Origin of the sequence: Helicobacter rappini (genome assembly GCF_900198625.1) — a bacterium.
In the GTDB taxonomy this organism is placed as follows: domain Bacteria; phylum Campylobacterota; class Campylobacteria; order Campylobacterales; family Helicobacteraceae; genus Helicobacter_A; species Helicobacter_A rappini.
This window is the reverse complement of sequence record NZ_FZPK01000031.1, coordinates 1-22457: the sequence shown is the minus strand read 5'-3', so window position 1 is coordinate 22457 and position 22457 is coordinate 1. Positions and strand designations below refer to the sequence as shown.

The 22457-nt window shown below is 30.3% G+C and carries 23 protein-coding genes and 1 pseudogene; 19 read left to right on the top strand and 5 right to left on the bottom strand.

Annotation, left to right across the window (positions count from 1 at the left end):
- The 4 genes and pseudogenes from C6H17_RS06860 to C6H17_RS12935 form a co-directional block, all read left to right on the top strand.
- A pseudogene (locus C6H17_RS06860) lies at positions 1 to 470 on the top strand (hypothetical protein); the annotation flags it as partial.
- Positions 471 to 876: 406 nt separating this feature from the next.
- A complete protein-coding gene (locus tag C6H17_RS06855) occupies positions 877 to 1023 on the top strand; it encodes a hypothetical protein (RefSeq protein WP_020995667.1) in 147 nt (48 codons plus the stop codon).
- 21 nt (positions 1024 to 1044) lie between these two features.
- A complete protein-coding gene (locus tag C6H17_RS12940) occupies positions 1045 to 1188 on the top strand; it encodes a PIN domain-containing protein (RefSeq protein ID WP_223808345.1) in 144 nt (47 codons plus the stop codon).
- The gene (locus tag C6H17_RS12935; RefSeq protein WP_317842942.1) at positions 1128 to 1445 is read left to right on the top strand and encodes a type II toxin-antitoxin system VapC family toxin; all 318 of its coding nucleotides are present in this window, start codon (positions 1128 to 1130) and stop codon (positions 1443 to 1445) included. Before C6H17_RS12940 ends, C6H17_RS12935 begins: the two co-directional genes overlap by 61 nt.
- A 1769-nt stretch (positions 1446 to 3214) precedes the next feature.
- On the opposite strand, the gene vapD is transcribed toward C6H17_RS12935, so the two are convergent.
- Entirely contained in the window at positions 3215 to 3556 is a 342-nt protein-coding gene (gene vapD / locus C6H17_RS06845; protein WP_020995671.1) for a VapD family protein, read from the bottom strand.
- Positions 3553 to 3903: a hypothetical protein gene (locus tag C6H17_RS06840; protein ID WP_020995670.1), complete on the bottom strand. Its 351-nt coding sequence runs from the start codon at positions 3901 to 3903 to the stop codon at positions 3553 to 3555. Before C6H17_RS06840 ends, vapD begins: the two co-directional genes overlap by 4 nt.
- 152 nt (positions 3904 to 4055) lie before the next feature.
- On the opposite strand from C6H17_RS06840, the gene C6H17_RS06835 reads away from it, so the two are divergent.
- The 5 genes from C6H17_RS06835 to C6H17_RS06810 all read left to right on the top strand — a co-directional run bounded on the left by C6H17_RS06835 (position 4056) and on the right by C6H17_RS06810 (position 7575).
- Complete coding sequence (locus C6H17_RS06835; RefSeq protein WP_223808347.1) at positions 4056 to 4223, top strand: CHC2 zinc finger domain-containing protein; 168 nt, start codon at positions 4056 to 4058, stop codon at positions 4221 to 4223.
- A 352-nt stretch (positions 4224 to 4575) separates the two neighbouring features.
- Complete coding sequence (locus C6H17_RS06830) at positions 4576 to 4812, top strand: hypothetical protein (protein WP_005220030.1); 237 nt, start codon at positions 4576 to 4578, stop codon at positions 4810 to 4812.
- 83 nt (positions 4813 to 4895) lie between these two features.
- A complete protein-coding gene (locus C6H17_RS06825; RefSeq protein WP_005220029.1) occupies positions 4896 to 5414 on the top strand; it encodes a hypothetical protein in 519 nt (172 codons plus the stop codon).
- Between the two features lie 263 nt (positions 5415 to 5677).
- On the top strand, positions 5678 to 6889 hold the full coding sequence (locus C6H17_RS06820) for an ATP-binding protein (protein WP_005220028.1): 1212 nt from the start codon (positions 5678 to 5680) through the stop codon (positions 6887 to 6889).
- 422 nt (positions 6890 to 7311) lie between these two features.
- Positions 7312 to 7575, top strand: coding sequence for a hypothetical protein (locus C6H17_RS06810; RefSeq protein ID WP_005220027.1), 264 nt, complete (start codon positions 7312 to 7314; stop codon positions 7573 to 7575).
- A gap of 8 nt (positions 7576 to 7583) precedes the next feature.
- On the opposite strand, the gene C6H17_RS06805 is transcribed toward C6H17_RS06810, so the two are convergent.
- Positions 7584 to 8303, bottom strand: a complete 720-nt coding sequence (locus C6H17_RS06805) for a hypothetical protein (RefSeq protein WP_005220026.1) — start codon at positions 8301 to 8303, stop codon at positions 7584 to 7586.
- Positions 8293 to 8646 carry a hypothetical protein gene (locus C6H17_RS06800; protein ID WP_005220025.1) on the bottom strand — a complete coding sequence of 118 codons (354 nt, stop codon included), beginning with the start codon at positions 8644 to 8646 and terminating at the stop codon, positions 8293 to 8295. The genes C6H17_RS06805 and C6H17_RS06800 overlap by 11 nt, the downstream gene beginning before the upstream one ends.
- Before the next feature lie 201 nt (positions 8647 to 8847).
- Here C6H17_RS06800 and C6H17_RS06795 point away from each other — a divergent pair, with 201 nt between their 5' ends.
- Both C6H17_RS06795 and C6H17_RS12175 read left to right on the top strand, forming a co-directional pair.
- Positions 8848 to 9174: a plasmid mobilization protein gene (locus C6H17_RS06795; RefSeq protein WP_005220024.1), complete on the top strand. Its 327-nt coding sequence runs from the start codon at positions 8848 to 8850 to the stop codon at positions 9172 to 9174.
- Entirely contained in the window at positions 9168 to 12032 is a 2865-nt protein-coding gene (locus C6H17_RS12175; protein ID WP_005220023.1) for an LPD7 domain-containing protein, read from the top strand. Before C6H17_RS06795 ends, C6H17_RS12175 begins: the two co-directional genes overlap by 7 nt.
- Positions 12033 to 12143: 111 nt before the next feature.
- Here the strand turns inward: C6H17_RS12175 and C6H17_RS13290 are convergent, their stop codons facing one another.
- Positions 12144 to 12272, bottom strand: coding sequence for a hypothetical protein (locus C6H17_RS13290; protein WP_263363171.1), 129 nt, complete (start codon positions 12270 to 12272; stop codon positions 12144 to 12146).
- A gap of 283 nt (positions 12273 to 12555) precedes the next feature.
- Between C6H17_RS13290 and C6H17_RS06785 the strand changes: the two genes are divergently transcribed.
- The 8 genes from C6H17_RS06785 to C6H17_RS06745 form a co-directional block, all read left to right on the top strand.
- Complete coding sequence (locus tag C6H17_RS06785; protein WP_005220022.1) at positions 12556 to 14919, top strand: BspA family leucine-rich repeat surface protein; 2364 nt, start codon at positions 12556 to 12558, stop codon at positions 14917 to 14919.
- Positions 14920 to 14941: 22 nt separating this feature from the next.
- Complete coding sequence (locus C6H17_RS06780) at positions 14942 to 16195, top strand: BspA family leucine-rich repeat surface protein (protein ID WP_005220021.1); 1254 nt, start codon at positions 14942 to 14944, stop codon at positions 16193 to 16195.
- A 10-nt stretch (positions 16196 to 16205) separates the two neighbouring features.
- The gene (locus C6H17_RS06775; protein ID WP_005220020.1) at positions 16206 to 17747 is read left to right on the top strand and encodes a DUF2779 domain-containing protein; all 1542 of its coding nucleotides are present in this window, start codon (positions 16206 to 16208) and stop codon (positions 17745 to 17747) included.
- Positions 17748 to 17770: 23 nt separating this feature from the next.
- Positions 17771 to 19492: a DUF262 domain-containing protein gene (locus tag C6H17_RS06770; protein ID WP_005220019.1), complete on the top strand. Its 1722-nt coding sequence runs from the start codon at positions 17771 to 17773 to the stop codon at positions 19490 to 19492.
- A 496-nt stretch (positions 19493 to 19988) separates the two neighbouring features.
- Positions 19989 to 20654: an AAA family ATPase gene (locus tag C6H17_RS06760; RefSeq protein WP_005220018.1), complete on the top strand. Its 666-nt coding sequence runs from the start codon at positions 19989 to 19991 to the stop codon at positions 20652 to 20654.
- A 156-nt stretch (positions 20655 to 20810) separates the two neighbouring features.
- A complete protein-coding gene (locus C6H17_RS06755; RefSeq protein WP_020995668.1) occupies positions 20811 to 21059 on the top strand; it encodes a hypothetical protein in 249 nt (82 codons plus the stop codon).
- A gap of 73 nt (positions 21060 to 21132) precedes the next feature.
- Positions 21133 to 21972 carry an AAA family ATPase gene (locus C6H17_RS06750; RefSeq protein WP_223808346.1) on the top strand — a complete coding sequence of 280 codons (840 nt, stop codon included), beginning with the start codon at positions 21133 to 21135 and terminating at the stop codon, positions 21970 to 21972.
- A 19-nt stretch (positions 21973 to 21991) separates the two neighbouring features.
- The coding region (locus tag C6H17_RS06745; protein WP_104731384.1) for a hypothetical protein at positions 21992 to 22457 on the top strand (466 nt) is incomplete at its 3' end.

Sequence of the window (22457 nt, the reverse complement as noted above, 5' to 3'; positions counted from 1 at the left end):
CTATATATCAAAAAAGTGATAAATTAATCGTAATAAATTTCAGTCAAGCCTATACATACTTTCTTGCTAAAACCTTACTGCTTGAATACACAGACTATGTAAAACCTTTACTAGAATTTAGTGATTTCTGCAAAAAAGAAATAAATCCTATAAGAGCTTTAAAGCGAGAAGTTCATACAGAGCCAATCAAAGCAATACTTCGCTACATGCTTACACATAAAGGAAATAATAGTCAATATAAACTAGATTCAATCTTTGAGCAATTACAATTTGAAAAAACACTATCTAAACGACAATTAAGCGAAATAAAACAAGATTTAAAAGAAACAAAGATTCAAGATTTTCTTATTCAAAACTTTGGAATCACTCTCACAAATAACAATGAAACCCTAAGCTACAATCAAAGCATAACAAACAAAGCAAAGTCTATACTCCCTCCACAGCAAAAAGACATTTTTACGCTCATTTAAAAAACCTTATTTTTACGGCGTTGGAAACGCATTTTTTTATTAAAAAGACAAGCTTGCTTGGCGTTTGATAAAAAGACAATGTAGGCTTCTTTAGAAGCCATACCTTTTACGCACCCTTTATAAGATTTTATAGAATCTTATAATATATTATAGAGAGTAGGGGAAAGTTCAACAAAAATAGGGGAAAGTTCAACAAAAATAGGGGAAAGTTCAACAAAAATAGGGGAAAGTTCAACATTTTATGTGCTAAATAGACAAAAATCTGTATTTTAGTCATGGGGTTTTGAATAAAATGAGTTAGATTTAGATTCTAAAATCTAATAGTGCGGATATTGACACAACGCTGTCAATAGGATTTATCTCGCAATGTTTAATAAAATTTGTATATATTTATTAGGGGTTAAATATGAAAGCAAAAGTATTTAAAAGTGGCAATTCACTTGCGATAAGATTACCAAAGGCATTAAATCTTACCAAAGATTGTGAGTTTAATATAAAACAAATAAATAACAACATTGTTTCAACACCAGAAGGGCGAAATAAAGCGAGATGAACTTATATTCCAGGATAGAGAATGGCAAAAATAATGCTTGATACAAATATATGTATTTATATTATCAATAATAAACCACAATATATTAAAGATAGATTTTTACAATACAGAATAGGCGATATTGCTATAAGCTCTATCAGTGTAGCCCAATTTACTTTAGTGTAGAAAAATCTCAATACAAAGAAGCAAATACAAATGCTTTTAATATATTCCTAGCAAACCTTGAAGTCATAGAATTTGGCTATAAAGAAGCACTTGCATATGCTAAAATTAGAGCGGATTTAGAATATAAAAAGTCTCTAATAGATGCTATGGATATGCTGATTTTGACAATGGCTCTTGCCAACGATTTAACACTTATTACAAATAACACAAAAGAATTTCAAAGAGTTGGGAATCTAAACATAGAAAATTGGGTGTGAGTATTGATAAAGATTTAGCGTGTTTGTGGAAATTTATATATAAGCATTATTTTATTTATATTAAATTAATATTATATATATTATTAATAATTTATTAGAATATTATACAATTATATAAAATTTATTATTTAATGATATAAAACATACTATACAACCATTTTTAAATAATATTAAATTTATATTTTATTATCTATTAGTGTATTTTAAATATTTATATGATACAAGGGCTTATTATTCATATTATGTAGTGTATTACTATATTTTTACCATAATTTATGTGAGGCTAAGCAGTTTTTTATATATTTGGCAGTGGTTGGTAAGGGTAAAAAGTCGTATTATTTTGGCTTTAATGCGTTGTTGTTAGAAAGGTTGTAAAAGTTGTTAATGTGTTTGTTATGCGGAATTGTGTTTTTAATATAATTTAAACGCCCCTAGCAATAGGGGCAGACATCTCAAAAAAGGACAGGCTATGAAAAAACATAGCTTTGAAAGCATTATACATTAAATTTAGCCTTTTTAGGTTTAAATTAGTAGTAATGTTAAAAAGGTAATGCTTAAGGGGAAGTAATTCCCCCGCCCTTTAAGAAGTGGTAATCTCTAATAAAGTTAGTCAGCTCTCACAAGTTTTTATTCTTTGTTGCTTCTTACCACTCGTTGCCTTGACTCAAAATGCAAAAAACTCACCTAAATGTATTTTATGAGATACAAATAAGATTCTGTGAGAGCTAAACACAACACTGAAAAAATAGCACTAAAACTATAAATATTTATGAAGCTTCACTGCACCATAAAAATTATGAAAACTTATAATCATTATTCGCATTATTATATAATTTATGAAAATACACTCTATTTAAATGTGATAAAAAGCCGTAATATAGGGCATTGAACGCATATTTGTAATAATATGAAAATAAGCGTTTTCATATTATACAGGGGTGTAGTTTGTGAAAGCTGACATCAAACAAAACAATGGGGGAAAGATATCAAAAGTATATAGGAAAGCTCATAAGCGTATAAAAGATAATAAAGAGAAAGAAGCAATCAAACAAAGACAATGTCGGCAAATTTAACAATCAACAGATAGTGGCAATAGATAATGATAAAAATTATTTAATACCATTCAATATTAGTAGTTCATCATCTCATACAATTCTGGTGCTTAATAATGATAATAAGCTCCTTAAGATTTTATGGAATTATAGATATTTAGCATGATTTTAAGACTCCAAATTTCTACCTTTAATATTCCTAATTTGTCGTTTTAATATACTCAATTAAGAATCTAAGGCATTCTCTATAGCTACATAAAGAACACTTAGGATACTTGCGAAAATAGCACCAAATGTTAAATATTCCTTTGTTTAAACCTTTTCTTAAAAGGAAAAATACCGCTCGTTTCAAATACACTTAAATCATCATAGCAGAACCGAAAAGCATTTTAGGGCAAAACACCCACAAAAAATTCCTATCATTCTAACCTTTTTACCTGTTTTAGATTCTTATATTTCTTTTAGTAAGTGAATTATATATTTAGCTTTGTTACGATTAGAAACTAGAAAACAAAAAAGGTTGGTATCTAAGGATATTTTGGAAATAAGCTAAAGTTACTAGTGTGCTATATTAAGTGATAATTCTAAAATCGATAACAACACAAAAAAAGGGGGGGGGGGGGATGTAATTCCAATACTAAAATCCACTTTTATAAGATTCTATCCCTAAGTTTGAGAATTTTTAAAGGTTTGGATAGTCTTGCATTTATATGGGTATCACTGTTTTAATTCTTGCTTTATAAGATTTTTATCTTTCTGTAAAGTTCTATCTGTAAATAAATGTGTTAAATCATGTTGTTCGCCTATATCTGTTACATCAAAGTTCTGCACACAAGTAGAGAGCCAAGTAAATTTACGAGAAAGTCTTTTTGTGAGTAGCTCTATGGAAAAATCATCCATTACCTCTTTAGAAGCATAACCTGAATATTGTCTATGTGTAAAACCATTTTCAAGCATAAAATCTTTTATTTGACTATAAGCTTCTGCGGTATTGTTAAAATGCTTTTTAAGCTCATTTGTAGATAAATCAAAATTTATAGCCTTACGAGAGAGACTCATTGCCAAATACCCTCCCCCTCTTTTTTACATCTACTTATTAAATCACTATTCCCCTCTTTTTCACTTATCCAATTCCACTCTTTAACATTTAAGGTGAACCAATCATATTCAACTAAATGATGTAATACAAATATCCCCAAACATGCTAAATCTTTATCATTACCCTTGCAATGATAAGTATATTTATCTATCTTTATAAGACCAGAATCTTTCGCTATTTCATCAATAAGCTCATACATTTTATTTAAGTCATATTTATTCTCTCTTAGAATCTTTTCTTCATCTAATACAATTCTAGTGCCTAATAATGAGCGTTTTTGTGTTTGTTGTGTAGGCATAGCTGTCATAATAAGCTCCTTTAAGATTTTATGCTATTTTAATGTGATTATAACGAGTTTTAGTATATGTAATAATTTTAATATATTCTCTCAATTATCCCTCATATCTTATTAAACTCAATCTTTCACTGCCATATCTCTTTTGCATGGCTTCTCCTTGTGTGTTTGCTTTTCATGTAGAAAATAAAGCAAGTTTTACAATCAATCCACAAAAAAATCTATGGTATTGCTTTGGCTGTGGAAATGGTGGAGATACAATAAAGCTCTACATGAAAATAAAAGATGTAAATTTTATAAAAGCTATTGATGAGTTAAGTAGATTGGCATAAGCATAATTAAATATATAAGATTTATGTATAAATAAGGCTTATATATTACATTTAAGACAAAATAGACACTACCTTAACTTTAAAAAAAAAGGGGGGGGGGTTGTAGAGAAAAGAAAAAGCTATGCTATTTTGGCTTTACAAGAAAGTTAAACATGCAAAAGAAATTCCACAAGGAACTTCCGCAAATAAGTATAGCAAAAAATAAAACAACAAAAGCATATTGTTAAACTCGTTTAAAGCAAAGGCAAAATTGTGATTATGGAAATGGTATTATTTGGTAGTATATATCTTTGTGGTGTTGGTTGTTTTTTGCTAGTATAGCATTAGTATCAAAAAACATATAAGGTCAAACATGCCAAAGCCAGATGGATTAAAAGAAGAGTTAAGTTATTTTAAATTTTTCTTTGGTGTTGTTGTGGCTACTTTTATCACGCTTGTGGGTTGGATGGCTACAAACTATGATAAAGCAGAATTGTGGCTTGTGATACTTGCCGTAATATTTTCTTTTGTATTTGCAATAAGTGCTTTTTTTATTAATAAGAAAACGAGAAAACTTATTAAGCAAATATATAAAGCTAGCAAGGAATAAATATGGAATATTTTGTATTTGGTGTCATATTTTTAGGTTTTGGTATTCTAGCATACAATACAACAAAAGAAAAGGATTGAGACATGAGACAAGAATACGAAGTTATTGAATCAAGAATAGTAGATTCTATACACTCATTAAAAGCTATCTTTTCAAGAGAACTTGCATATTTACAAATAGATATAGGGGAGCAGGAAAAAATAGTTGAGAGTATAAAGAAAGAGATAAAAGGGCTAGAAAATGTTGTGTATGAAAATATACAAAGATATATTGAGTGGCAAGAATATACAAAAACACAAGAATACCAAGACATGAATAAAGAATTTGAGTATACAGAAACCTTTTGCTTAGACATGTGGCATGAAATATATGAAATACAAGAAGCACCAGATTTAATCCCAAAAGTCAGCATGGGATTTAACACAAGAGACAAAGATGAAGCGTTAAGAAAGGCAGAATATATGCTAGTTAGCACAGGATATAATAAAGGCATTGTTTTTAATCGATATGAAAGCATACATATAGTGCTAAAAGATGAAACAATAGAAATTATTCAACACATTAAGCATACAGACACAGAAAACAAAGGAGGGGAAAATTAGGGAACAGAAAGGAAGCAAAGCGGAAGCAGGGCTAAAAACACCACGCAACCCAGCCCCACCCAAGCTTTGTGAATAGGAAAAGCTATTTTATGATAACTTATGATAAAATATCATAAACAATGCTTTTGTATGTATAAAATCTATCTAACTATCAAGCTTTCATATTTACATGCTTTTGAATCTATCATTAAATATGTATCGCATTACTACATATTTGCTATAATATATGTATTGCATTACATATATTAAGGATAAGGATTCAAATGCTAGATACTCTATTTATTAAAAGTCAAGATTTTGTAAGATTAAATAACCTGCCTTATAAACGCTACTTTATCCATACACATACTTTTCAACCTCAAATCTCTATTATCTTAGGGGCTAGAGGGATAGGTAAAAGCACTACTCTAGCACAATATATGGCTACACATTATAAAAATGATGAAGCCTTATATGTGAATTTAGATGATATAAGCTTGGAATCTAGCATTATAGATATAGCACACAATCTTTATAATATGGGCGGTAAGCTCTTATGCTTAGATGAGATACATAAATATGAGAATTGGGCTATTGAGCTAAAGAATATCTATGATTTCTATCCTAGCTTAAAGGTTATTGCTACTGGCTCTGGAGCAATTCAGATTCACAAGCAAAGCCATGATTTAAGTCGCAGGGCTATTGTGTATTATATGTGCGGTATGAGTTTTAGAGAGTTTTTAGAGCTAAAAATGGGGCTTAACTTTATGCCTATAAACCTTGAGACACTTCTAAATAATCACACAGAGTTAGCAAAAGATATTGCTACACAAGCAAAGCCTATTTTAAAGCACTTTAAAGATTATCTAACCTTTGGCTACTATCCATATCACATACAAATGCCACTTAATCTTTTTAAAATCACACTTAATCAGCAAATAAACACAACTATTGAAAACGATTTACTGAGTGTTAATCCTAAATTAAGCGGTGTAAGCATTAGAAAAATAAAGCAATTACTCGGGGCAATCATACAAAATGCTCCATTTACTCCAAATATAAGTAAAATCAAAGAAAGTGTAAAAATCAGTGATGATAGGACATTGAAAGAATATTTATATATGCTGGATACAGCAGAGATTATTAAGCTTTTAATGGCTGATAGCTCAAAGTTTAAAAATATGGATAAGCCTGAAAAGATTTATCTAGCAAATCCAAATTTAATGCAGATTAAAGAGGCAAATATTGGTAATCTAAGAGAGTGCTTCTTTTTTAATCAATTAAACAACTACTATACAATACATAATAATAATGGAATCTATACGCATAAAAGTGGAGATTTTATCTGTGAGAATAAATATATCTTTGAGATAGGCGGTAAGAATAAAAGCTTTACACAAATTAAAGATATAAATAATGCTTTTTTAGCACTTGATGATTTAGAGATAGGCTTTGGAGCGAAAGTGCCATTGTGGCTCTTTGGGTTTTTGTATTGATGGCTTTAAATGATTTTAGATATGCTAGTTGGCATAGGATATGATAAAGGCATTGTTTTTAATTTTATGATTATTTATCATATTTCATAATTCTTTATGATACTTTGTAACTATTTATAATTTATAATCATTTATGATAACTTATGATAAAGTATCATAAATAATAATGTTTTAACATAAATTACATGCAAAGGATACACATGACTTTAATAATTAAAAATGTAAAAAAGAGTATGTAGAAGCATTTCAAGGATTAGCAAATGGTGTTAAAGCAAATATGAAAACACTTGTAGAATGTGATAACAACAATGCTACCACACAAGGCACAAATGATGAAGTAAGTCAAAATCATATAAGTGAGAATCTTACAGAGAATGGCTATACGAACAAATAAGTTAGTAACATGAAAGAAAGGAAATAGCATGACCTTAGTAATTAAGAATGTAAAGCAAGAGTTTGTAAAGAATTTCAAAGATTTAGCAAGTGAAATACATGCAGATATTGAAATATGTGAAAGTAGGCAAGGAATAGAAAGTGAATTAGAATATACAGAAAATGGCTATCCAAAAGAATTTGAAAAGCAAATATTGCAAGATATGCAAGAAGCAGAAATGCAAAGAAAAAATGGCACTCTTAAAACTTATAATACTATCAAAGAAGCATTTAAGAGTGAGGGTATAATCTAAAATAAACTTTACTTTAATATAATTGCACCGCTTTTATCTGTTAAGAGTAGAACATTTAGTGTATTTTTCTCATCTACAATTATACATTCATGTTCCCCACAAACTCTACCAACCTGAATATCAAGCTTTTTTGAAATAACAAATCGTTGTAAATCATTTGCACTTTCTATGGCTCTCTCTATGCGACTTAATTCATCTTGCTTTATATTTACAAACCAATCTCCAACAAAATATATAAAAAATATACTAGAGATAAGAGCTGAAAAAATAAAGCCACCAGCAAACATGCTCCAAAGAGTCTTTTTGTTATGTTTCCGTATTGCATTATCGTATGACTCCAAATTCCTATACATTATTTGTGATATACTTCGTGCTTCATCAACTAGATTTTTTAATTTCATATTTTCTGGTATCATTTTATTTACATTGTCGCTTATATAAGATTCCAACAATGGAAAACTACTATTTCTTGCTTTATTCAATACATCATCATATTCTTTTTTTAACTTTTCTGTTACATTAGATTGTTCATTAATAACATTATTTTTCAAGTTTGTGAGAAATTGAATGAGTGCTTTTATCTCTTCCTCAAGTTGTTGTTGTGTATCCTTAGTTGCTTGTAAAACTGCTTCTTGCTTTGATAATGTTGTATTTGATAGCTCAAACAATTCAATAATATAGTCCATTTTTTCATCATCAATATGAAGTTGTTTTTGATTATTCTCCATTTATCTCTCCTTGTGTTTCTTTAGCTTTAGTTTCCACCTTATTTCTTGTTTTTGTCTTTATATTATTTGACTTACAGAAATTTACAAATGTTCCTACACTCATCTTAACACTATATACACTTTCAATACTTTTCACAATTTGCTGATTGCTAGAGCCACTCTTAATGGCATCTATAATATCACTTTTTATTAAAAGCAAAAATTGAGTAAGTGGTGTTCTTTTATTTATTTTCTCTTTTGGCTTAATTGCCATAGCCCTAAACTCTTTTCGTTTAGCCTCAATCTGTTCCTTTGTTGGGAACTCTTGTTTTTGTTTTTCATTAACAATAAAATCATCATTCATCACGCATTCCTTATTGATTAGATAAATTGAAAAATTATAACATAAATAAAAACTATAACATAAATAAAAACAAAGTATGCTAAAATTATCAATATAGGCACACCAGCCTTTGTATATACGCTACGCTACTATAAAAGGCGTGTGCTTTAAGGGCTTTGCCCTTAAAAATCCCAAGCGTTTATGACGCAATAAAGTAATATTATGAAAGATACAACTATCAATCTACGATTAAGTAAAGAGCTAAAGCTTATACTAGAGAATAAAGCAAAGGAAGCAAATAAAACAAGCAGTGAGCTATTAAGGGAAGCGATTATAAATAACAAAGTATCACACAATAACTCCAAGCACATATCCCAATTAATAGCAAGTATAAATAAGATAGGTAACAATGTTAATCAAATAGCACATAACCTAAATATTGCTAGAAACGCTAATAATATTGATGAAATAAGTTTTGAGAATTTACTCCTAGAATTACAAAATATAAACTATCATTTACAAGATATATTGAGTGCTGTAAAATGTTAGCAAGAGTTACACGCAATAAAATTGGATTGAGTGAATATTTAGAAAGTGGAAAAAGGAAAGATTCTGAATTTTTAAGAAATGAAAAAGATAAAGTAGTGTCTATTTATGGTAACCTTGATATATTTAAATCATGCGAACATTTTCTAAATACTCATAAAAATTATTCAAATAATTATCTGCATATAACACTCTCATTTAATAAAGATGATATAGCTATGCTAGATAATTTAGAGACAGATAAAAAACAACATCTATTACAAAATTTAGTGCAAGACTATATTACACATTACACAAGTGGATATGATATAGATAATGAAGTGATTGCTTATGCTGAAATGCACTCACCTATCATCAAATTCGAACATGATAAAGAACGATTACCACATATTCATTTAGGTATAATGCTTTATAATCCACAGACAGATAAAAAGCTAAAACAACATTTTTTTAATCAATACATTGATGAAACCTTTAAGAGCTACACCAATGAAAAATATAACCTAACACAACCAAGAGATTATGCAAGACAGAGAAATAAAAATACACAAATTCTACTCAATAGAAAAGCTTTAATAGAACAAACAAAAAATATACACACGAAGCAAGAATTGCTAGATTTTTTAACACAAAATAATTATCAATTTAGAGAGATTAAAACAAAGAATAATCATTATTTTAAAATTATAAATCCAAATGGCAAGGATATAAACTTAAGAGGAAAGGGATTTGAGAATCTAGATTTTACTCAAAAAGAAGCTCTCCCATATACAAATAAAAGCTTTTATGAAAAAGAACAGATATTAAAGAGCTTTTATGAAAAAAGAAAAATGGCTATGCTCCCAAGAAGACAACCAAAAAAAGCAACTAAAAAATCACAAGAGGTGCAAGAAAATAGCTTACAATTCTATCAACAAAAAATTGCTTTTAATATTTATCAAACACGATTACATACAAATTTAAGCACTTTTTTCATTGATACAACACATAAAAGTAAGATTAGATTTATAAGCAATGCTAAACATATTGAAGTGCATGATTGTGGCGATAAGATAATTGGCAAACATACAAGCAATATACAAGAACAAGTTGCTTTAATGCTAGATATTGCCATTGCTAAAGAATGGAATCTCTCTACACTTAAAATAAGTGGCACTAAAGAGTTTAAAGAAGAGTGTGAAAGACAAATCGCCTATAAGTTACAAGCCAAATATGAAGCTCCACAAAGAAAACAAACAAGACCAAAATCCCCACTTGATTCACTACTCCAAACAGAACAAGACAAAAAAGTAATAAATAATACAAATTTAGATGTATTAAAAAGAGAGCTTAACGCACAAAGTGTGCTAGATTATGCTATAAAGCACTACAAGCTTAATACACATAATTATGAGCTAACAGAAGATAATAAAATCAATAATATACAGAACAGACAAAAGCCTAAGAATATCATTGATTTTTTCTGCCACGAGCTAAATATACAAGCTAATGTAGCCATAAATATTTGTAATAATCTTTACAAACAACAATTAGATATAAAAACAACAGATATTGCAAAGACACAAGAAACACCAAAACAACAAGATTGGAGAGAACGCTTTAAGAGAATGCAACAGCAACTACAAGGAGAATCAGTGAAGCTAGATATGAATATTTCAATTTGTGATGATAATACAAATTATGCTACAAGTGGTTGGAGAGTAAAACATGTAGATAGCCTTGAGAGTTTAGCCTATGTTGTTAAAACTCATCGCTACTCTAATGCAACATTTAAAGATGATTATCGCAAAGGCGAAAATGTAAATGGATTTCACAACTTATTGATTTTTGATATTGATAATGATGAGAATATGCCCTACTTTAGCATTCAACAAGCAGTCAAACATTTTAAAGATATAGGTATTAAAACTCTCATAATCCCAAGCAAGAATCATCAAAAGGAAAAAGGCGATAAAAAAGCAGTAGATAGATTCCGCATTATTATACCTACACAAACACCTTTATCGTTATTAGATTCTAAAACCTTTAGAGAATTTCAATATCTAAGCACAAGGGCTTTAAAGATTGAGCAGTTTGTAGATACTAAAGCTTTAAGTGATAAAGCAAGATATTATGACAAGAGCTTACTTGGTGCTACTCCACATGTTATTCAAGGCGAACGCATAATGAATATTAAAAACCTTGAAGCACAAGCCATTATAAATGTGCGTGAGAGAGAAGCAAAAAAACAACAAGAACAAGAAAAAATTGCAACAATACAATCAAATCCTAACGCATTTAAAAACATGCCACTATTAGACCAAACAAAGTCTTTAAGCTATCTTAGTGAGAATGGATTTAAAGCTATTATAAATACACCCATTACTACACTCATAAGAAATTATGAAGTCATTAAAAATGAATACAATGATGGCTATGATATGATAAAAACAGCACATGCAAAATATGCAGTCATTAAAGATTCTAATCTAATCCATGATTTTAAAAGTGGGGAAACCTATAATACCTATACCTACCTAAGCAAAGTGATAGGCAGTAATAATGCAAATACAATCGCACGAGAGTTTGAGAATCTAAGCGGGGAAAAAGTGCTTGAAACAAATATTGCTCTTGTGCGTGAGAGCATAGCTATTGCGTTAAAAACTGCTAAGAATGATAAAGATCTTGAGATGAGTTTAAAAAAATATTTTGGTGTAGATTATGTAAAGTTTCACTATGGTAATGCAGAGCCACATTTAAGAATAGCTGATAGAACGATAACGCAAGAGAATCTAGATTTTCTACAAATAATTAAAAAGATGAAAGAAAATAGAGAAAAAGAATTACAACAAAGCAAAAAAACAAAAGGTATGGAGAGATAGATTCCGATGTGTATAGGGGGATATTTTTATGCCATTTTCGCAAATAAGATAAGAAAACTCAAGCAATACTTTTTGATACAAGTAAAATCTATATACACGCAACATATATTTCTAAACTTGAAATATAAATACTCTCACTCCATACACGCTAAATTCATTCATACAAGAAAAATTTTTGATACATGCAATATCACACAATATACAAGTAGAATCTAGATTTATGAAAAATTGACAACTCATTTAAGTCCATATTATAGCCTTGTATCTGTTTATAGACAATTACACTGCTTTGTTATCATTGCTTAATACAGACTCTTTATTATTTTTATACGCTTTAGACCTTGCAAAAAATATTCATCACCAAACTCTTAGACTTCTTGTGTAAAAAATCCAAAGTTAATAAAAAAATATGAAAAATTATCAGCTTCACGCAAAAAACCCTTGACTTGTTTTTTTTTTTTTGTAGTATCGCTTTTTCGTGTGTTGCAACACATAGGAATAATTCAGCTATCAAGGAGTTAAAATGGCAAAGTTTAAACCAAAAACAAGAAATGAGCTAAGGGCGTTAGTAGATGATTTGAAAATAAACTTAGGTGATATCGACACGAGTCTCGTTACTGATATGTCATGGCTATTTTGTGGCACAAAGAGAACAGATTTTAGCGGTATAGAATCTTGGGATGTAAGTAATGTAACTACTATGCGATGTATGTTTAAGGAAGTTGCAAGCTTCAATCAGCCTTTAGAAAAGTGGAATGTATCTAAGGTAACTGATATGGGTTATATGTTTAATGGTTTAACTTCTTTTAATCAGCCACTAAACTCTTGGAATGTGTCTAAGGTAACTAATATGGATGGTATGTTTGCTGGAGCTACAAGTTTCAATCAGCCTTTAGATAAATGGGATGTGAGTAAAGTAGATGATATGAGTAGTATGTTTTATGGAGCAAAAGCCTTTAATCAGCCACTAAACTCTTGGAATGTGTCTAAGGTAGTTAGAATGGGCTATATGTTTGGAAATGCGGAATCTTTTAATCAGCCTTTAGATAAATGGAGTGTATCTAATGTAACCGCTATGGATGGGATGTTTAGTGGAGCAAAAGCCTTTAATCAACCACTAAACTCTTGGAATGTGTCTAGGGTAAAATGGATAAGGAATATGTTTGAAAATGCTACAAGTTTCAATCAGCCTTTAGATAAATGGGATGCAAGTAGTGCAGCTGGTATGGATAATATGTTTGAAAATGCGGAATCTTTTAATCAGCCACTAGATAGCTGGAATGTAAGTAGAGTAAGTGATATGAGTAATATGTTTAGTGGAGCAAAAGCCTTTAATCAACCACTAAACTCTTGGGATGTGAGTAGTGTAAGTGGTATGAGTGGTATGTTTGCTGGGGCTACAAGCTTTAATCAATCCTTAGATAAATGGGATGTTAGCAATGTATATGATATGTCTAGGATGTTTGAAAATGCGGAATCTTTTAATCAGCCACTAAATAGCTGGAATGTAAGTAGAGTAAATGATATGAGATGTATGTTTAAAAATGCTACAAGCTTTAATCAATCCTTAGATAAATGGGATGTTAGCAATGTGGAATACATGTCGTTTATGTTTGCTGGGGCTAAGTCTTATACACACAATAAAAATCTAAAAAATAAAGATACTAACAGCAAAACATTAAATATGCGACCAGAAACAAAAGATGAGTTAAAACAATTAGTAGATAACCTTGAAGTAAATCTAGGCGACATTGATACAAGTCTTGTTACTGATATGTCAGGGCTATTTTGCGACACAGAGCGGACAGATTTCAGTGGTATAGAATCTTGGGATGTAAGTAAAGTAGAGTATATGAGTAGCATGTTTGCTGGAGCTACAAGCTTTAATCAATCCTTAGATAAATGGGATGTGAGTAATGTATATAATATGTCTAGGATGTTTGAAAATGCGGAATCTTTTAATCAGCCACTAAATAGCTGGAATGTGAGTAAAGTAGAGTATATGAGTAGCATGTTTAAGGGAGCAAAAGCCTTTAATCAGCCACTTGATTCTTGGGATGTCAGCAATGTAGAGTATATGGATAATATGTTTGAGGAAGCTGTTTCTTTCAATCATCCTTTAGAATCTTGGAATGTGAGTAAAGTAGAAAACATGCGTAATATGTTCTGTGGGGCTACAAGCTTTAATCAGCCTTTAGAAAAATGGCAAATAACTAGAGTAATAGAGACAACTGAAATGTTTGAAAATGCTACTTCTTTCAATCAGCCGTTAGAAAAGTGGAAAGTCAATAAAGTAAAATATATGAAAAGGATGTTTAAAAATGCTACAAGCTTTAATCAGCCTTTGAATAAATGGAATGTAAGCAAAGTGATAAATATGGTAGGCATGTTTAGTGGAGCAAAAGCCTTTAATCAGCCACTTGATAAATGGAAAGTGGGTAAAGTAAGAAACATGAATGATATGTTTGAAAATGCTACTTCTTTCAATCAGCCACTTGATAGCTGGGAAGTTTTCTATGTAGATAATATGAATAGTATGTTTAAGGGTGCTACAAGTTTCAATCAGCCTTTAGAATCTTGGTCTTTATCTAGTGTAACTGATATGAGTAATATGTTTGCTGGGGCTACAAGCTTTAATCAGCCTTTAAATAAATGGAAAGTCAATCAAGTAAGATACATGTCTAGCATGTTTGAAAATGCTACAAGTTTCAATCAGCCTTTAGATAAATGGGATGTAAGTAATGTAACTGCTATGCGTAATATGTTTGCTGGGGCTACAAGCTTTAATCAGCCACTAGATTCTTGGGCTTTACAAGCTAATGTAAGCACATTGTGTATGTTTGATAATGCTACCTCTTACACTTACGAGAGAGATTTACAAAAATAATTAAAAGATTTAAAGGGCTAATATGGCAAAGTTTAAACCACAAACAAAAGATGAGCTAAAAGAGTTGGTAAATAACCCTGAAATTAATCTAGGCGACATTGACACAAGTCTTATTACTGATATGTCAAAATTATTTCTTCAAACAGAAAGAGAGAAATTTGATGGGATAGAATCTTGGGATGTAAGTAATGTAACTGATATGAGTAATATGTTTGCTGAAGCAAAAGCTTTTAATCAGCCACTAGAGAAATGGAATGTAAGTCAAGTAACCAACATGAGCGGAATGTTTGAGAAAGCCATCTTATTCAACCAACCATTAGAATCTTGGGATGTATCTAATGTAACGGATATGAGTAATATGTTTGCTGAAGCAGAAAGTTTTAATCAGCCATTAGAGAAATGGAATGTAAGTAATGTAGAAAATATGAGTTTTATGTTTGGGTGTGATAAATTTACACCTGATTATCTACTAGAAAGCTTTAATCAACCATTAAATAACTGGGATGTATCTAATGTAACGGATATGAGCGGAATGTTTGCTGGTGCTACTTCATTCAATCAACCTTTAGAATCTTGGGATGTATCTAATGTAACGGATATGAGTAATATGTTTGGTGGTGATTATGAGGATATGGCTGGAGCTAAAGCTTTTAACCAACCGCTAGATTCTTGGGATGTATCTAATGTAGAAACCATGCGTTGTATGTTTTGTGGAGCTGAAAGCTTTAATCAACCTTTAGGATCTTGGAATGTGTTTAATGTGGGGGATATGAGTGATATGTTCTATGGAGCTAAAGCTTTTAACCAACCGCTAGATTCTTGGGAAGTAGATAGCGTATGGAATATGAATGGAATGTTTTGTGGGGCTGAAAGCTTTAATCAACCATTAGATTCTTGGTGTGTTGGCGAAGTAACTGATATGGGTCGCATGTTTGCTAGTGCTACAGCTTTTAATCAACCTTTAGATTCTTGGTGTGTAAGCGGTGTAACAAATATGGAAAGTATGTTTTATAATGCTACAAGCTTTAATCAACCATTAGCAGATTGGGAAACTGAAAGTGTGGAAAATATGGAAAGTATGTTTGAGGAAGCTACCTCATTCAATCAACCACTAGATTCTTGGGATGTAAGCGGTGTAGGAAATATGAATGGTATGTTTAGAAATGCTACAAGTTTTAATCAATCTTTAGAATCTTGGGATATTAGCAATGTAGATGAAATGGAGGATATGTTTGAGGGAGCTAGTGCCTATACCTATGGGGAACTAGAAAAGTAGTAGGTTTATAATGGGTCTCTCTAAAACACTTTATCAATATTATCTGCAATGCCCTAAACTCTTTTGGCTTAAACTCAATCGCAAAGCCCAAAAAGATATATTCACACCAAATAAAAGCTTAGATTCTATAATGGAGAATGGAATCTTAGTAGGTGAGTTAGCCTGTAGGTTATATCCAAATGGCACAAGGATTAGCTTTGAAGATTCTAGCTTTTTTCAAAAAGCAGAAATGACACAAAAGCTTATCAAAGAACACACAAAATATATCTATGAAGCAACCTTTATCTATGATGATATTGTAGTAATGGTTGATATTTTAGAAGTTTTAGAAAATGGCAGTGTAGTTATTAATGAAGTGAAGTCTAGCACAAAAAAAAGCAAACTAAGCGATGATAAAAAAGCTAAAGAAAAATATCTCACAGACATAGCCTTGCAATATTATGTAATACAGAATCTAGGCTATAACATAGCGTGTGCTAATCTCATACGCATAAATGCAAACTATGAGAGATATGGGGAGCTAGAGTTAGAGAAGCTTTTTGTAATTGATGATGTTACACAAGAGATTATAGACTTACAGACTATAACCACACAGAATCTACAAGAAGCAAAAAGCTTTCTACATACACAAAAAAGTGAGCCACAAACTACAATAGGACTTCACTGCTTTACCCCTTATGAATGCGAAGCTAAAGAGTACTGCTTTTATAAGGTGCTTGAGATTCCAAGACAAGATACTATTTTTAATATTGTGGGAGACCAAAGCTTTACTAAAAAAAAGATGTTTGAGTTATATAAACAGAATCTATTAAAGCTAGATGATATTAAAGATACAAGTTGTTTTAAAGATAAGCAACGCTTACAAATACAATCTTTTCAAGCTAAAAGCAGAGTGGTAAAAAAAGATGAAATAAAAGACTTTTTACAAAAGCTAACCTATCCTATCTATCATTTAGACTTTGAAACATTTAGCCCTGTTGTTCCACTATGGGATAATACAAAGCCAAATATGAAAATCCCTTTCCAATATTCCTTGCATATTGAATATGAGAATGGGGACACAGAACACAAAGAGTTTTTACCACAAACATTTTGCGACCCACGCTTAGAGCTGACAGGACAACTTATAAAAGATATTCCACAAAATGCTTGTGTCCTTGCTTATCATATGAGCTTTGAGAAAGATGTATTAAAAAGTCTTGCGGAAACATTTCCACAATATGCCGAGCATTTATTAAATATTATAGCAAATCTAAAAGACTTAGAATCTCCTTTTAAAGAGCGACATTTTTATGATTATAAACAAGGTGGGTCTCACTCTATCAAGGTAATCCAACCTATCCTTGCCCCACATATTGAAAATGGCTATAAAGATTTAGCAAAACAAGGTGGTATCGCAAATGGAGGAGACGCAATGCTTGCATTTCCAGCTATGGAATCTATGGATAAAGATTCTATCTATAAAACAAGGCAATCGCTTCTAGCCTATTGTAAGCTAGATACACTTGCTATGGTAGAAGTCTTAAGAGGACTTAGAAAACTCGTAGTTTAATTTATTTACACAAGGAGAACACAATGGCAGAAATGAAAACAGAGAGAAAAAGTATTATAGACTATCTTTCTAAAAATAAGTTTTTAATCCCTATTTATCAAAGACCTTATGCTTGGGAGCTTGAGCATTGCGAACAAATGTGGAATGATATTGTAGAATTTTTTAAAAGTAAAAAAGACATAGATAAGTATGATGAGGATGAGTATTTCTTAGGCTCTATTGTAATGTATAAACAAGATGGTAGGCAACATATAATAGACGGACAGCAAAGAACCACTACGCTTACGCTACTGCTTAAGGCAGTCTATAATGAAACATTGCAATACACTAATAATGATAAGAATCTAGCGGGATTAAAAAGGCGGATTGAATCTTGTTTGTGGGAAATTGATGAAATAACAGATGAAGCAGATAAGAACAAATACCATTTGATAAGTGAAGTAGCAGATGATAAGGATAAAGAAATTTTAGAACAAATCTTGCAAGACACCTACACTTTACCTGAAGACATAGATAAAACAATTAGAGATTCTAAATCCGCTTATGAGAGAAACTATCTTTATTTTGTTTTAAATACACAAAAAGACACATCGGGTGTTAGAGTGCATTGGTTACAATTTTGTCAAACACTGCTTAAACAATGTATTGTTTTACCTATTGAATGTGATGGGGCAGATGATGAGAAAAAAGAAGAAAATGCGTTAAGAATCTTTAATACTCTCAATAATCGTGGTATGGCACTCAGTGATCCTGATATATTTAAGGGCATTATTTTTAAAACTAAACAAACAAAAGAAGAGAAAGCCGCCTTTGGAAAAAAATGGAAAGAGATTGAAGAATCCCTTAAAGACAATGGGAATGATGATATAGATATGAAGTTTATCTTTAGAAACTATATGCACTTGATACGAGCTAGACAAAAAAATAATGGCAACGAAATGGGTTTAAGGCAATTTTTCACAAAAGACATTTTACAACAAGATACAACGATGAATGAGATTGAGGAATTGAGTAAATTTTGGAATGGCGAATATGACAATCAGTATAGCCAAAAATCCTTGCAATTTTATGAAGTGCTAGAGCATATACCAAATGAATATTGGAAATACCTTGATAGCGTGTATTTTATGTATTGTAGAGACAAAGGGCTTGATTATTTTAAAAACCACGAGCAGTTTTTAGCCAAACTCATTGCAAACTTCCTTGTAAAGCTTATCAATAAGCAGTCTTTATTTGAAGTGCGACCGATAGTCTTTAATGCTTATGTATCTTTATATGAAAAAGGGGAGCTAGACTTTAAAACAAACACAAAGGGACTTTTAGAAAATGAGATTCTATTTAAAGAGCAATTTTTTAGAGCAAGTAGCCTTATAAAAAGCCTTTTAACGCTTTATTTGCACTTAGAATACCCAGAGCAAGAAGTGGGTATTATTCAAGGCTCACATATAGAGCATATTTTCCCACAAAAATTTAGAGCAGAGTATAAAGGCTGGGATAAAGATGAAGCAAAGCCATTTATAGAATCTATTGGCAATAAAATGTGGCTTGAGAAAAAGATAAACATACAAGCAAGTAATGACTATTTTGATAACAAGAAAGAAAGATATGCTAAATCAAAATTTTTAGAAGCACAAGAATTAGCTAAATATCCTAAAAGTGATTGGCTAAAAGAGGATATAGAAAAACGCAGGGATAGAATCTATGAAAGGCTCTTAGCATTTTTTAAAGAAAATATTAATAAGTGATAGCCTACTCAAAGGGATATAAACAATCTTGTAATAATCCTTATATCCTTTCTGCTTCATTAGCTTCATTTAACCAAATTATCTAATGTGCTAGGATTATGAGTGCAATCATGCAAAACATTTAATGTCGCATTAGAATCTAAATCTAGCACAGATCTAATAGCCTTTATCGTTTTTTGCATTCGCATTTTCTATCAACAAAGTCATATAAAACCCCAAAAAATAGCATACAGAACGATTATAACAGAGCGTTCAAACAAAAGAGTAAGAATTGCCGAACGAGCAATATTTTTTAATACAAGTAAAATTTATATATTTATTACATTATTTAATAATATATTAAAAATTGATTATATATACATTCAAAATATATTTTTTATATTATTTATAATAAATTTAGAATATATTTAAAATGTATATATAATAACTTTTATATGTTTTATATATTATTATATTGTTTGTGATAAAATCCTTAAAATATATTTTAAGGATTCCAATGATAGTAGCAATAATAAATGAAAAAGGTGGCAGTGGAAAAACTACATTAGCTATAAATCTAGCATGTAAGTTAAGTAATGAGGGCGATAGTGTCTTATTTGTAGATAGCGACCCACAAAAGAGTGGAGAGGTTTTTGTAGAGATACGCAAAAATGAGGGGTTAGCTCAAGCATTTAAATATATAGCTGAAAAGGACAATCTTATTGCTCTCCTTAAAAAGAGTGTAGAAAAATTTGATTCAATAGTTATAGACACTGGCGGTAGAGATAGTAAAGAGATGAGAGAATCTTTGAGTGTTGCTGATATGGTATTAATCCCTGTATATCCAAGTCAATATGATTTAAGTGTATTAAATAACATGTTATATCTGATTGAAAAAGCTAGAGAAATGGGTAATAAAGATTTGAAATGTTTTATTGTAATGAGCAGAGCTTTTACTAATGCGAGTCTAAAAAATAAAATAGCAGAGTTCAAAGAGCTACTTTCAAGTAAAGAAAAACAATATATTACACTCTTAGATTCTGTGCTTTATGATAGAGAAGCTTTTCGTATGGCAACAACTCAAGGATTAGGAATCACTGAAATGAATGCACCACAAAATAAAGCAAAAAATGAATTTAATCAGCTTTTTAAAGAATTGTTAAACAAGTATAAAAATGATTAAAAATATATGATATATTAGTTTTATATGATTTTATCATATGCAATATAGTAATATATTATATATGAAAAGAATATATAAAATTTATATTTAATACATTTAAAATTTTTTTGTTATAATTTTATAATCATTTTTAAAATAATGAAAGGATACTATAAGATGTCTGTATTTGATAAAGATAAAAAAAGCGTATTTAAAGATATTTCTGCTAATAAATCTTTTGTAGAAAATGCAGAAAGCTCTACTATTCCACCTAAGAAATCAAGGGGTAGAAATAAAATTACCAATAGGCGAGATAAAACCTATACATTCTATTGCACGCAAGATGAGCTTAATGAATTAGAAAGACTTGCGAGTGAAAGACATTTAACAATGGCAGAATATTTTCGCATAAAATTATTTAATTAATGATTGATTAAAATATAAAATTGCAAGTAGATAGGATTCCATGTTTAAATATATTCAACATTCAATAGAACCAATGAGTAAAGTTGCAATTCAAGAGCAAAGCTTTTTATGCCAACATTTTGTGCCACTTTGCGAAAATGGGCTTACAATGATTAGTGGTAATGGCGGTAAAGGCAAATCTTTCTTAAGCATTCAAATAGCATTGCAGCTTGCACTTAGCCCTGAAAGAATAAAATCTCTTTTGTGGTTAAGTGAAGATACAAAAAGCATTTCAACAGAAAGGGCAAACGCAATACTTCAAAATATCATTAAAACAGGAGCAACTTATCCCCTTGATTTAATAAATATATGCGATGAAATTCCACCAGCACTAAATGAATCAAACCTTGAGAATTATATAAATCTTTTTAAACCCTTTCAATTTATTGTAATAGACCCACTCATTGCTTTCTACAATGGAGATGAAAATAGCAATACACAAGCAAGAGCGTTTATGAATTGTCTTACTAAGATTGCAAGAATAAATAAGCAATCAATCCTTATAACACATCATAACACAAAGCAACATACAAATGAGCCAAGCAAGAGCAGAGGAGCTTCTGCGTTTATTGATGCAGTAAGATTAGCATATGAAATAGATTTTATAAATGATACACAAGATAATCCTAGCACACAAAGAATACTAAAAATCACAAAAGATAATTTAGGATTAAGAGCAAGAAAAGAATGGCAAAATGGCACAAAAATAATAGATGTTATTCCAACTAAAAAGATAAAGACAAGACCTAGAGTAAAGATACAACCAATAAATAATACTGATAGATTTATAAATATTATCAGTGAAAGCGATGATGAAACTAAAAAATGGGAAGAAGCACAAAAGCAAAACAATCAAGGCGTTAATCTCTTTTAATTTAAAATAAGGATACATCATGTTAGCTAATGTTGATGATATGCTACATATCTTAGAGCAATACAAAAAACACTTCACAAGCACTAAATTTGAAAACTTCTTAGGATTATTCCTGCCAAGCAAAAACATTACAAAAAGCAGAATCTATAAAACATTTTTAGAAAACAATCAACAATATATTCTAAGAGATGATTTATTTATGCGGATTACTATCACAGGTAGATTACTCACACAAAAACATAAAGACATTTTAGAATGTATCTTTACTAACATTAAAGGCAATGGTGAGTTCAATCTCTACAAAGATAAAGCTATATGTCAAATTGTAATGAGTCCATACAATCTAAGAAAATCTTACACAACAATGAGTGGCAATGAAACAAAGATAAATTGGATTTATGAAAAGCTTACTGAAATATCAAATTGTGGTGTAGAGCTACATTTCAAAAATAACGATGAAAAGTTTTATTTTACTTTTATAGATT